This is a genomic window from Pontibacter sp. Tf4 (genome assembly GCF_014212495.1).
GTDB lineage: Bacteria > Bacteroidota > Bacteroidia > Cytophagales > Hymenobacteraceae > Pontibacter.
The window spans coordinates 70875-83543 of the sequence record NZ_JACKZC010000011.1; the positions used below are offsets into that span (position 1 = coordinate 70875).

At 48.5% G+C, this 12669-nt stretch carries 13 protein-coding genes; 4 read left to right on the forward strand and 9 right to left on the reverse strand.

Annotation, left to right across the window (positions count from 1 at the left end; translation table 11 throughout):
- Positions 1–55: 55 nt before the first annotated feature.
- The 3 genes from H7F15_RS17215 to clpB form a co-directional block, all read right to left on the reverse strand.
- Entirely contained in the window at positions 56–691 is a 636-nt protein-coding gene (locus H7F15_RS17215) for a DUF4142 domain-containing protein (RefSeq protein ID WP_185198236.1), read from the reverse strand.
- Between the two features lie 154 nt (positions 692–845).
- Positions 846–1394, reverse strand: coding sequence for a transposase (locus tag H7F15_RS17220; RefSeq protein ID WP_185198237.1), 549 nt, complete (start codon positions 1392–1394; stop codon positions 846–848).
- Positions 1395–1625: 231 nt separating this feature from the next.
- On the reverse strand, positions 1626–4244 hold the full coding sequence (gene clpB / locus H7F15_RS17225) for an ATP-dependent chaperone ClpB (RefSeq protein ID WP_185198238.1): 2619 nt from the start codon (positions 4242–4244) through the stop codon (positions 1626–1628).
- A 299-nt stretch (positions 4245–4543) separates the two neighbouring features.
- On the opposite strand from clpB, the gene H7F15_RS17230 reads away from it, so the two are divergent.
- Positions 4544–4921 (forward strand): cupin domain-containing protein, encoded by a 378-nt coding sequence (locus H7F15_RS17230; RefSeq protein ID WP_185198239.1) that lies wholly within the window; start codon positions 4544–4546, stop codon positions 4919–4921.
- Positions 4922–5075: 154 nt separating this feature from the next.
- Here H7F15_RS17230 and H7F15_RS17235 read toward each other — a convergent pair whose 3' ends face one another.
- The 5 genes from H7F15_RS17235 to H7F15_RS17255 form a co-directional block, all read right to left on the reverse strand.
- Complete coding sequence (locus tag H7F15_RS17235; RefSeq protein WP_185198240.1) at positions 5076–5636, reverse strand: hypothetical protein; 561 nt, start codon at positions 5634–5636, stop codon at positions 5076–5078.
- An 11-nt stretch (positions 5637–5647) separates the two neighbouring features.
- Positions 5648–7003, reverse strand: coding sequence for a hypothetical protein (locus H7F15_RS17240; protein ID WP_185198241.1), 1356 nt, complete (start codon positions 7001–7003; stop codon positions 5648–5650).
- Between the two features lie 22 nt (positions 7004–7025).
- On the reverse strand, positions 7026–7625 hold the full coding sequence (locus H7F15_RS17245) for a YceI family protein (protein ID WP_185198242.1): 600 nt from the start codon (positions 7623–7625) through the stop codon (positions 7026–7028).
- Positions 7626–7993: 368 nt separating this feature from the next.
- Positions 7994–8680, reverse strand: coding sequence for a deoxyribonuclease V (gene nfi / locus H7F15_RS17250; protein WP_185198243.1), 687 nt, complete (start codon positions 8678–8680; stop codon positions 7994–7996).
- Positions 8681–8878: 198 nt separating this feature from the next.
- The gene (locus H7F15_RS17255) at positions 8879–9553 is read right to left on the reverse strand and encodes a hypothetical protein (RefSeq protein ID WP_185198244.1); all 675 of its coding nucleotides are present in this window, start codon (positions 9551–9553) and stop codon (positions 8879–8881) included.
- A gap of 108 nt (positions 9554–9661) precedes the next feature.
- Between H7F15_RS17255 and H7F15_RS17260 the strand changes: the two genes are divergently transcribed.
- Complete coding sequence (locus H7F15_RS17260; RefSeq protein ID WP_185198245.1) at positions 9662–10345, forward strand: dienelactone hydrolase family protein; 684 nt, start codon at positions 9662–9664, stop codon at positions 10343–10345.
- A 92-nt stretch (positions 10346–10437) separates the two neighbouring features.
- Positions 10438–11064 carry a phosphoribosyltransferase gene (locus tag H7F15_RS17265; protein WP_185198246.1) on the forward strand — a complete coding sequence of 209 codons (627 nt, stop codon included), beginning with the start codon at positions 10438–10440 and terminating at the stop codon, positions 11062–11064.
- A gap of 3 nt (positions 11065–11067) precedes the next feature.
- Here H7F15_RS17265 and H7F15_RS17270 read toward each other — a convergent pair whose 3' ends face one another.
- A complete protein-coding gene (locus H7F15_RS17270) occupies positions 11068–12387 on the reverse strand; it encodes a GDSL-type esterase/lipase family protein (RefSeq protein WP_185198247.1) in 1320 nt (439 codons plus the stop codon).
- A 99-nt stretch (positions 12388–12486) separates the two neighbouring features.
- On the opposite strand from H7F15_RS17270, the gene H7F15_RS17275 reads away from it, so the two are divergent.
- Entirely contained in the window at positions 12487–12654 is a 168-nt protein-coding gene (locus tag H7F15_RS17275; protein ID WP_185198248.1) for a hypothetical protein, read from the forward strand.
- Positions 12655–12669: the final 15 nt, after the last annotated feature.

A 12669-nucleotide genomic window follows, 5' to 3' on the forward strand; every position in this document is an offset into this window, starting at 1 on the left:
AAAAAGCGGCGATAGGTTTTCCTGTCGCCGCTTTTGCTATAGTTGAGCTGTATGGTTAGTCTACTGTATCTTCAATGTCATCGGCCATTTGCTGATGGTTACGCAGGGTAGGAACTGTTTTGGTGGCAAAGGCTTTCACCGATGGGTTCTGGGCATTCTGGCTCTTGGCTTCGAACATCGCAATGTCCATTTTATGGGCTCTTTCCATAATGTCCATATACTTTTCGTCAAAGTCGTTGCCGGTATAGTTGTTCAGTTCATCCAGCATTTCCTGGTGCATCGGGTGCAGCGCCTGTGTTAGGGTCAGGCTCATTTGCGACGCTACGGTGTTCATTTCCTGTGAAGCCTGAGTATGGTGCTCCACCATCATTTTGGCATAATCCTTTACTTTCTGGTCGGTAGCGCGCTGCTGGGCTATGTTGCCGGCCTGTACCTCAAAGGCATTGCTGCTTGCCGCTGTCGACATAAAAGTGGCATCATCTAGGTTGGTTACAGAACTTACGTCTACATCAGTATCAGTTCTGCCTGTTACAGCTGTTCCGGTTCCTACCACACCCAGTTCCTGATCTGTAGTGGTGGTATCTGTGGTGGTAGCCATATCAGTGGTCGTATCCGTTGTCGTGTCGGAACTGGTGCAGGCTGATCCTGCAACTAAGGCGCCGGCAGCGAATAAGAAGAATAGTTTTTTCATAGCTTTTTATTAATATGTTAAAATTCAGCTAATTATACGGAAGGGGGGTGCAGTAGTTCAGCAGGGGATAATATGGTGTGCTATAGTTGATTTCTACATACAGCTTTACGGACTACATTTTGTATTCACGTCAGCTGAAAGCTTGTGGCAGGGATTACTCAATTAATATTATATCAACCAAGCCTTTGTTCCCTGTATAATCTCTGGCGCTACTATAAAGGTATTCCCACGGCTCTTCCACAAAACCGGCTTCAACAGGGTTTTGGTGCAGGTAGTCAAGGCGCTGCTCCATCATCTGGTTGCTGGATAGCTCGATAGGGTGGTTATGATGTTGCCAGAACTGAAATTTCTCAATACTTGGATTCTTACTGCCAGCTCTCTGAAACATCCACAGCATCCATTCTTTACGACTTTCCTGGTTATGCTCTTCTATCATTTGGAGTATGGCTTTGGCCGTATGCCGTTTCATGTCCCGAAGTATAGCTTCTATTGGCTCTTTATTGCTGCCTATAATGAGATGTACATGGCTCGGCATAATGCACCAGGCGTAAACCTCCAGCCCTTTGTGCCTGATGCAATACTGTAAGCTTTCCACCACCACGTCTTTATATTCCCGACGCACAAACACATCTATCCAATTCACTACAGCAAACGATACAAAGTATAGCTTCGATTGATCCCGGATTTTGTAGTTGCGACTCATAGGTTTCTTAACTGAACAGCAGAAAGTATAGTTACAACTCCTACCGCGAGCTTTCAGCTCGTGGTTGTACATGAGGCAAGCTTTCAGCTTGCGAAAAATATAAAGTGTGGTTTACCCCAGCTGAAAGCTGGCCCAATACATTACCACGAGCTGAAAGCTCGCGGTAGTAAAATACAAAAGCCCCACCAAAGGGTGAGGCTTTTTGCTAAACTAAACTTTAAAACTTAAAACTTACTCTCCAGTCGGGATTTCTACATCCACATTGTTAAAGCGGATGCGGCCATTTTCCAGCACGGCTTCCACTACAGAATCCTTGCTTATAGTTCCGGCCAGTATCTCTTTCGATAGTTCGTTCAATACCTGGCGTTGCAGCACACGCTTCAGTGGTCGGGCACCAAACTGCGGATCGTAGCCTTGCTCGCCCAGGTAATCCAGCACTTCGTCTGTCGCAATCAGGCGGATACCAGCTTCGTCCAGACGATCCTGAATGTGACCAAACTGTATCTGTACGATCTTGCGGATATCGCCACGGCTCAGCGGACGGAACATTACCAGCTCATCAATTCGGTTCAGGAACTCAGGTCGTACCGATTTCTTCAGCAGCTCGAAAACTTCATCCTTTGTGCGCTCAATCACTTCGTCGTGGTTAAATTCATCCATCAACTCAAAATTGCTCTGGATAATGTGCGAACCAATGTTAGACGTCATGATGATGATCGTGTTCTTGAAGTTCACCACACGGCCTTTGCTGTCAGTCAGTCGGCCATCATCCAGCACCTGCAACAGGATGTTGAACACATCCGGGTGCGCTTTCTCGATCTCATCCAGCAGCACTACAGAGTATGGCTTGCGGCGCACGGCTTCTGTCAGCTGTCCGCCTTCGTCATACCCAACATAGCCCGGAGGCGCACCGATCATACGGCTCACGGCGTGGCGCTCCTGGTACTCACTCATATCAATACGCACCATCGCATTTTCGTCGTTGAACAGGTAATCGGCCAGCGCTTTGGCAAGTTCGGTTTTACCCACACCCGTTGTACCTAAAAAGATGAACGAGCCGATCGGGCGTTTCGGGTCCTGCATACCAGCGCGGCTGCGGCGCACGGCATCAGAGATGGCCTCGATGGCTTCTTCCTGACCAGCTACGCGCTTGCCCAGTTCTTCTTCCAGATGCAACAGCTTCTCGCGGTCCGATTGCAGCATTTTGCTTACCGGTACGCCGGTCCACTTGGCAACTACTTCAGCAATATCTTCAGAAGTAACTTCCTCCTTCAGCATCGGGTTTTCGCCCTGCATCTGGCGTACCTGCTCCTGCAGTTCTTTCAGTTTCGCTTCTGCTTCCTGTATCTTACCGTAACGCAACTCTGCGACGCGGCCATAGTCACCACTGCGCTCGGCCTGCTCGGCTTCCAGCTTATAGTTCTCTATGTTCTCTTTCTCTTTCTGGATGCCCTCAATGATCTGTTTTTCGTTCTGCCACTTGGCTTTCAGGTCATCGCGCTTGGTTGATAGCTCTGCAATCTCTTTAGAAAGTATAGTTTCCTTGTCCTTGTCGTTCTCCCGACGGATGGCTTCGCGCTCAATCTCCAGCTGCATAATGCGGCGCTGAATTTCGTCCAGTTCTACCGGCAGCGAGTCTATCTCGATTCGTAGTTTGGCAGCCGCTTCGTCCATCAGGTCAATGGCCTTGTCTGGTAAAAAGCGGTCGGAAATGTAGCGGCTCGATAGCTCCACTGCAGCAATAATGGCATCGTCTTTAATGCGCACCCCGTGGTGTACCTCGTATTTTTCCTTGATACCACGGAGGATAGAAATGGCATCCTGCACGCTTGGTTCATCCACCATCACCGCCTGGAAGCGTCGCTCCAGTGCTTTATCTTTTTCGATATACTTCTGATATTCTTTCAGGGTAGTAGCACCAATGGCATGTAGCTCACCACGCGCCAACGCTGGTTTTAGTAAGTTAGCAGCATCCATCGCGCTCTCGCCACCGGCACCGGCGCCAATAAGGGTATGGATCTCGTCGATGAACAGGACAATGTCGCCTTCCGCATCCACTACTTCCTTGATAACCGCTTTCAGTCGCTCTTCGAACTCGCCCTTATACTTGGCACCTGCCACGAGCAAGCCCATGTCCAGGCTCATCAGGGTCTTGTTCTTCAGGTTTTCCGGCACGTCTCCACTCACAATACGCTGGGCAAGGCCTTCAACTATAGCTGTTTTACCTACACCAGGCTCACCCAGCAGAACCGGGTTGTTCTTAGTACGGCGACTCAATATCTGCAGCACACGGCGTATCTCTTCGTCGCGGCCAATTACTGGATCTATCTTACCCGAGCGGGCCATTTCGTTCAGGTCGCGGGCATAGCGCTTCAGGGAATTATATTTTGCTTCGGCGTTCTGGTCCGTAACTTTGGCACCACCGCGCAATTCTTTAATGGCTTTTTTAAGGTCTTTCTCATTAAATCCAACATCCTTCATCAAACCTGCCACGCGGTCGCGGCCAGCCAGAATGCCCAGCAGCATATGCTCGATGGCTACATACTCGTCGCCAAATTCCTTCAGGTAAGAAGTTGCTTTCTGCAGCGCTGCATTGGCATCATTGGCCAGATACGGGCTGCCGCCGCTCACTTTCGGGTAACCGGCCACAATCTCGTCGAGCTTGGTGTGCAGGATGTTGCCGTTGATGTTCAGTTTCTGGAGCAGGAAGTTGGTCACGTTCTCGTCTGTCTCCAGTATTGCTTTTAAAATATGCCCGGTTTCGATAGCCTGCTGCTGGTTGCCGCCTGCTATCTCGGTTGCCTTCTGTATAGCTTCCTGGGCTTTGATGGTATAGTTATTAAAGTTCATATCGTATTGCCTGTTTTCCTATAGTTATAGTTCTACGAGCTACACAGCAAAGGATACACCAATGGTATTATGGTAGGATTTTACTGAAATTATGGCAGATAAATTTTATAAGGTTTTACACTATCCAGACAAATTGACCGGTTAACTGAGGTGCATTATAGTCTATAGTTTAGAAGTAAGTTTTTGGGGACGAACTATTTACTGAAGCACAGTTTATACTGAGTGAACTATAGAACAAAGCGCTACCCCGATAGTAAAAATAGAAATGAAGGTGATGTTTAACTGATCATTTTAAAACTATGGAAAAAAGCACCTTAGATGCGAAAGCTGAAGTAAAGAACTTTGGTTCTCCGGACGAAGTCAGAAACTTTCCGAAAGGGAAACTGGAACTAATTAAAGTGGGTGGTGCTATAGTTGGCAAAGCTACCTTAGAGCCCGGTTGGAGATGGTCCGAATCCGTAAAACCTATCGCGAAAACAGACAGCTGCGAGGCGGCGCACTTTCAGTATCATATAGCTGGCGTGCTGCGGGTCCGAATGGACGATGGTACTGAGTTTGACTGTAAACCTGGCGATGTATCGACACTACCCCCGGGACACGATGCCTGGGTTGTGGGAGATGAACCTGCTGTTATAGTTGATTTTCAGGGGATGGCGGATTATGCCAGATCGCATTAACTCAGGCTTTTGTTTTATTCTCTTTACACTTTCCTGGCTACAGTCATTTGATTTTGGTCAGCCATGTGCGACCCGAGTGCATTTGCTATAGTTGCATAATAACAAAAGGCAACCTCCTGGCTGCCTTCTGCTTTACAAACTAATATAACCTGCTTTAATCTTCTACTTCAAGCTCTACGGTTACCCGTAGCTCATCTTCTACTTTAAACAAACCGCCCATTTTCTTTGGTGTGGCTAAGCCTATCTCAGAGAAATTCAGGCAGATGTTACTTCTCAGCTTATGTACCCCTTTTATGGTGCATGAGGTAAAGTTCACATTCTGCAGCGGTATTGTTTTGCCTCCCACCATCAGGTTCAGATCGCCTTTGTATCCTTTGGCCTCACGCTTCAGGTAAACCACTTCTATTCTGGTGTAGGGGTGCTGGCTTACGTTCAGCGCTTTTGCAAAGTCCTTGTTCAGGAGCACGTTGCCACAGTCGAATTCTTTAACAGGTATGGCCAGTTTCAGCCTGTCTACCCGCGGAATCTGCCTGTTAAGTAAAAGTGTATCTTTCTGGGAGCTGCTGCTGGTGTACGCACAGTTTATAGTACCCAGTGTCGTGCCTGCTGCTACGGTTATCTTATTTCCCGTGATCACAACAAACTCTTTTTTCTCAGGCAGTACCATTGTACTCAGCATGGATACAGCAACCAGAAAGATACGAACAGGTAACATGGTTTTAAGTGTTAGAAAGATATGGCACCTTCGATCATGAAGCCATCAAACTCACCGCCGTGGCGGATATCAGAAGGAGCGAACCCTTTGTACTGTTGTTTTACATACTCAGCTTTGGTAACTATATTCTTGGTTACAAACCAGCCACCGCCTACCTGCACTCTGCTCAGGGTTACATCGTTGTTTGGTACATTCGGAGAAGCTGCCAGTGGTGCAAGGCGTCCTTCTACCACGTTGTAGCGTCCGGCTACGTACAGGTTCTCGTTGTTACCGAAGCGGTATACTACGTCTGTGCCCAGTTGCTTCCAGGTGCGGTCTGTTGGTTCGTCGTTCGCACCTAATCTGCCTTTACCTTTTGCCTGCTCAAAGTTACCGAAGAGCTCCAGGCCGCGGAATTTCACGAATGGGTTGATAACCATGGCTGTGATGCTGTTGGTAAGGCCCGGGTTAATGTTACCTGAGGTGAAGTGTGTAGCAGGTGTTACTGCAGTACCGCTTGCCACCTTAGCAGGGTCCATTACCAGGAAGTAACGTGAGCCGGCACGGTCGCCACCGTAGAGTGTGTTTCTAACAGATCCTGAAGTTGTATACACAGAGCCTGTTAATCTTAGTCTCAGGTCATCGTTTACCTGGCTGTCGTAGCCTAATTTACCTATGTAAGAAGGTTTGCGCTGGCCAGGGCTTTGGATACCACCTTGTATCTCGCCACCTGTTACGGAGCCTACTGCCAGGAAGCCTTTGTACTGGTAGATCAATTCTGCACCGATCTCGGTTGTGAAGGCATCCATGATGTAGTTACCAACAAACGGGTTCTGCAGGGCGTGGGCGTTATCTGTTCTGCGGAAGTGGGCATCGCCATAGTTTATTTCCATGTGGCCTACTTTTACAGTCAGGTTTTCCATCAGTTTATCTACCAGCGGGCTGTTCAGGAACTCAGCTTTATCAACCTGTATGTAACCACCTTTTACCCAAGCCTCAGAGTGGTGTCTGGATGACAGGTAAGTAACCAGGTTCAGTCGGATACCATCGGCAAGCGCTACATCCAGGTTAAGGTTGGCAGAGGCCAGGTTAAAGCCGTTCTCGATCGGCATCAGCTGGTTAAGGTTTACCTCAGAGCCGTTTTGCTGCTGCATGATGGCTGTTGCCGAGTTTTTGTGCTGCAAGCCCTGGAACTGCTGTGCAAAGCCGCCGCCCAGTCTCACTTTTATGCCCTCGAAAGGAATGGTGTCCTTTTTAGATGTCTCGAATATGTTCAGACCTCTTTTATCATAAGGTCGGGCGTAAGGCAGGTCAGATAAGGTGATCTGCGCAAAGCTGCTAATGCTTATCCCAAGCAACAGGCCCAGTGAAAGTGTAATCTTTTTCATGATGGTTGGTATTTAAGTTCTTTTAATTTTTTGAGTAAGATGATGTTTGCTGGAAGCCTGCCTTGAAGCTCAGTTTAAGCTCGTTGCCGGTTTTTACAGTGCCTAAAAGGGCTGTTGGTGGTTTAATTCCGAAATCTGTGAATTTGATGTTTGCTTCGCCTGCCATCTGTACCACTCCGGCTTTGGTGCTTGTTTCCACGTTAAAGGTTACAGGCTTTGTAGCGCCGGCTATAGTTAAGTTGCCAACTACTAAGGCGCGGTTATTATCCAGCGCGCGGAAAGAGGTCATGGTAAACACGATGTCGGTGTATTTGTTAGCTTTCAGCGACTCGTAGGCAAGGGCATCCATTTTGTCGGTGCCGCTTTTAATAGACTGGGTCTTCAGAGTTACAGAAGCTGACTTTACGTTTTTAAGCGTGTTGCCTTCCAGTATCATTTCGGCTTTACCCTGAGCTTGCGCAGAAGTCATTTCCCAGTCGTGCAGGGTAGAGGTGCCCTTTACTTTTAGTTCAGGCTTGCCGGCCAGTTTGTACTGGTCCTGGGCCAGAAGCGTGTTGCCAAAACTTAGCCCCAATAGGAGGCCAAACATGCTCAGCAGTTTTATGGTGTTAAAAGTTCTCATGATACAAAGCATTAAAGGTTATTACTGTTTGATTGATTTCTATAATGCAAAGCTATAGCAGGCCGCCTCGGTAGAGTATGACGTTGCGCAGTTAAAGAGATGACTCTCGTTAGCATAAAAGATGACGAAAGGCAGTATTACCTATCAAAATTGGTTTATAGCGATATTATAGTTGTACCGGCGCGGCCAGCCCATGAGCAGAAAGACAGCACACAGGCGGAAAGAGAAAGGAAAAACTATAGTTGAGGAAGAAGGATTATATCTGTGTGGCCGGGCGGAGGGGGGCGGTTCTGCCTGATGAAATTAAGCGATAGGCTAACTATAGTTAGGAGACAACTATAGTTTATAAAGAGAATGAGAGAACTGTGTTATACAGCATCGCTTTTGAAAACGGCAGCATAATGGTCTGCCAGGCGGGTAGGTTCGGGTAGTTTGTGTTTTATGGCGCAGGCCATGGCTATAGTGGTGGCTGTTGCAAGGTCCATCAGGTGGCCCGCCGATACAAATACCGGTTTCACGTTATCTTTTGTCCGTAGCACATTGGCAATGATCTCATCTTTATAGATCAGGGGCGAGACCGAACCTTTTATAGTATCCGGTTCTTTGTATTTGCCTACGAGCACTTTTTTAGCCACACCCATAGTTGGTTTGTTAAGATGGATGCCTACGTGCGTGGCGATGCCCAGGCGGCGCGGGTGCGAAATACCGTGCCCATCTACCATGATCAGGTCAGGTTTCTGCTGTAGTTTTTCATACGCTTTCAGCAGGTTGGGCGCCTCCCGGAAGGCCAGGAAACCGGGAATGTAAGGCAACTCAACAGCTCCTACATGGTATACCTTCTCTATCAGCTCTAGTCCAGGATAGGTTAAAAGCACAAAAGCCGAGAGTATTCTGTCTTCCCCTATAAAAGAAGAGTCGCAGCCGGCAATCAGTTTCAGGTCAAAGTCCGGTTTCTGAAGTATAACACGCGCCTGCATTTCACGCTGCTGCTCGGTTAGCCGCGCAAGTATAGCCGGGTCAGGAGCGGGATAATCGAAGCGTCGGTAGTAGGACATGGGTTAAGTTAGAAAGTTTGGAAGTTGAGAAGTTAGAAAGTTGAGTTAGGTTAATGAGTGAACAACGTTATTGGTTGCTTCTCTTACGAGGATCAAGACAAAAAGCTGCCAAACTGAATTTTCCAGACTTTTGAACTCTCGAACTCCTAAACTCCTCAAACTTCTAAACTTTCTAACTTCTCAACTTCCCAACTTCCCTCACGCGCTGCAGGGGTAAATTAGTTTGGTGAAAAGCAGGCGCCAGTGGCCATCTATAAACCCGAAATGAAACTCGAAGGAAGTGGCTGTGTGCAGCACTGATTTTTGAACAAAAGGCAACGTAGCTTTTATCGTCTGTATCTCACTTTCTGGTAGGCTGGCGTAATTCCAGTAGCCGCTTTTCTGAAACTTGCCGGGGCCGGCCACAAAGCAACCGTCCTTACTATAGCCGCTGGTTTTCTTTTCGTAATCTACATCGGCGCAGCTGAAGGTAGGCCAGGCTTCCTCTTTCAGGTCACAGTCTTTTACTTCATCCTTTATAGTTAAAAAAGATCTGTCTTGGTATTTCCGTTTAAAATTGCGGATATCGGTTACATGTGTCATTTTGGGTACTGCTCCGGGTTGCTCAATTACCCAGAGCCCTTTTTCCGGGTGTATAAAGGTGTTTATAGTTACCGTGTCAGAGGTCTGGAGTGCCGAAAAGAAACGGTTAAAAGCAGTTGTAAAGTTTGGCGTGTCGGTGGCTATAGTTTCCGGCTGGCGTACCGGCTCTTCCTGTATTGCTTCCAGCGAGTCTGTTTGTTGCCGGGCAGTGCTGGTCTCTATAGTTTGCTCCCGGGGCTGGCAACTATAAACTATAAATGCGATGAAAAGATAGTGTATGGTTCGTGGCATGGTGTGGCTGTTTTACCTGCATACGGGTAAGCAGCGCTGCAGGATCAGATACCACCAACCCTATACCTGCACCGGCGTACTACTTAACACGCACATTACCTGATATCTATGGAAACAAACTATAGCTTTAACGACACAGTTTTAATCCAGCTGGACGATGCGACTTTGCCTGGAGACCTGGCCGTGGTGGAGAACGCCAAAGGCCTTGTGGTATTTGCCCATGGCAGTGGCAGTAGCCGCCTGAGCTCCCGTAACCGTTTTGTGGCAGAGCACCTGCAGCGTTCCCGGTTTGCCACCCTGCTTTTCGACCTGCTTACCGAGGAAGAGGACAGAAGCCAGAGCAACCGTTTCGACATAACCAAACTGACGCAACGCCTGATTCAGACAACCTATTGGATAGAAAAAGATGAACGGATTAACAACCTGAACATCGGGTATTTTGGAGCCAGCACAGGTGCTGCTGCGGCTTTGGGGGCTGCGGCTGCCTTAGGAGATATTATAAAAGCTGTAGTAAGCCGCGGGGGCAGACCAGATCTGGCTGCGCCGGTCTTAGCTGATGTGCAGGCACCCGTACTGCTTATAGTTGGCGGCAAAGATGAAGAAGTACTTGCGCTAAATATGCAGGCGCAGGATATGCTGCAAGGCATAAAAGACCTGGAGATAGTGTCTGATGCCACCCATCTGTTCGAAGAGCCCGGCGCCCTGGAGATGGCCGCACAGTTAGCCACAGACTGGTTCAGAAAATACCTTGAGCCGGGCAAACAGCACCCGTTGCGGCAAAATCAACCATGAGTAATTTTGAATAACTGAATTCTGAATAATTGAATGTGTGAATATGCAGGAGTAAAGTTTTTGAAGTAATGAATTCATAATTCCAGGTGAATATGATCCGGAACCGGGAGGAAGCAGCGGAACTACTGGCTGCGCAACTGGCAAACTATAAAGGCCAGGATGGCGTAGTACTGGCCATTCCTCGCGGAGGGGTGCCGGTTGCTGCGCCCATTGCCCGGTACCTGCACATGCCTTTAGACCTGGCACTGGTTAAAAAGATCGGCCATCCCGCAAACCCTGAATATGCCATCGGTGCCGTTAGCCTGAACAGTATCATCACAGACCCAACTATAGCCGTACCCGAATCTTATGTAACCGCCGAAGCAGAACGCGTACGGGAAAGCCTTCGCGAAAAATACCGGCTGTTTATGGGCAACCGCGAGACGGTGCCGCTGCAGCATAAAGTGGTGATTATAGTAGATGACGGGATAGCAACCGGAAAAACCTTACAGGCAACTATAGCCCTGGTAAAAGTAAAGCAGCCTGCAAAAGTTATCGTAGCCGTACCAGTCGCGCCACCATCAGCAATAGTAAAACTGAAAGAGCAGGTAGACGAAGTGATTTGCCTGCTGACGCCACCCGACTTCCAGGCAGTAGGGCAGTTTTATAAAGAGTTTACCCAAACCACCGACCAGGAAGTAATAACACTTCTGAAGGAACAGGGTAACTATAGTTTGTGAGCACTATTTCACTATAAATTTCTTCTGCAGCTCTGTAGTTCCTACCACTGCCCGCACCAAATACAGGCCGCTGCCATCCAGGTCTGCCGTGTTCAGTTTATAGTTGAAATGCCCTGCTGCATCGGTTGCGCCAGTCAGGTCTTTCACGTGCTTGCCGGTTATAGTATAGACCGAGATGGTGACCGGTGCATTGGCCTGGCGCAGCAGTATATCTATCGTTACGGGCTCCTGGGCTACTACCGTCGGGTACACCTGTAGCATACGGTCGTCTGGTATGGCGGAGGCATGCACGGTGGCAGAGTAGGTTATCTTTCCGTTATAGTCAACCTGTTTCAGCCTGTAGTATAGTTCGCCCATCGGAGCTGTTTCGTCTACATAACTATAGTTTACCGGCAGCTGGGTAGTGCCGGCCCCGGCTACCTTACCAATTGTAGTGAACTGGCCTGTCGTATCCAGGGTACGCTGTATCTCGAAGTAAGCATTGTTCTGCTCCGAAGCCGTGGCCCAGTTCAGTTGTACTTTATTTTCTGGAGTAACCGTGGCGCTGAAGCTTACCAGCGTTACCGGCAGCGGCGCAATAAGCGGCGCGATAGCATTGTACCAGGTTTCTGCCATTTTCTGATCGCCCAGGTCGTTGGGATGTGCCGCATCGCGCAGCATTGTGGCTGTATCGAAACCGGAATACTGGTCTACCACTATAACCGGGGAGGCAGCAGTATTCAGGTTTTGCGCCAGTGTACCTATCAGATTGTTTAGCGCTACAATTTCATCGCTGGCTGTTTTGTCGCGGGTAGTGGGGATGAGTTTGGCCAGTAAAATGCGTACTACCGGGTTTTTGCCCCGTAGCTGCCTGATCACTTCTTTTATCTCCTCTATTGTCTGGGTGTTTGGCTGTCCCTGGAAAACATCGTTGGTGCCGAGGTGCAGCAGGGCATAGTCCGGGGTGTATAGTTGCAGCCAGTCGGCTAATTTGCCGGCTGCCTGGTCGTCCTCATTTCCCTGCAGGATCTGGTCGGTGCGCCAGCCCCAGTGCGCTTCGTTTACGTTGGTAAAGGTTTTGCCTTTGTAGGTGGCATTTTGCTGCGGCGAGTCTGCGCCCCACTTGTTCTTGTTGTGCGATCCCACAAATTCAAACTCCGCGCCGGCATCTACCAGCTTTTTCCAGAGCGGAAAACGGTAGCTTGCATAGTTCTCATCGCCCTGTGTTATAGAGTTGCCCAGGCACATGATACGGGCCGGCTGTGCAGCCAGGAGTTGCGGTAAGGTAAAAAGCAGCAAAAACAGAATGAGTCTGTAAAATATCTTCACTACATGTAGGTGCATAGGTATAAGGGGCGCTTAAAAACGGAAAGCACCTCACTAAAGACGTAATACCCATAGTTTGGTTTTAAATTTTTGCAGGGTGACTGTGCTAATTGCCGGTTGCCAGGAGCAGAAATTTCGGATGTAACTTATTTAAAACATGGTGGTTGCCGGGTGCCTGCTGTTCTGAACTATAGTTTGCTTTACCTGCCGCCGCTTTGTCGGACCGGCCTCGTAAATAATCCGGCTATAGTTAGTAAAGGTGGGTATTTCCGTACCCTGTATTAAAAAGACTCTTATATT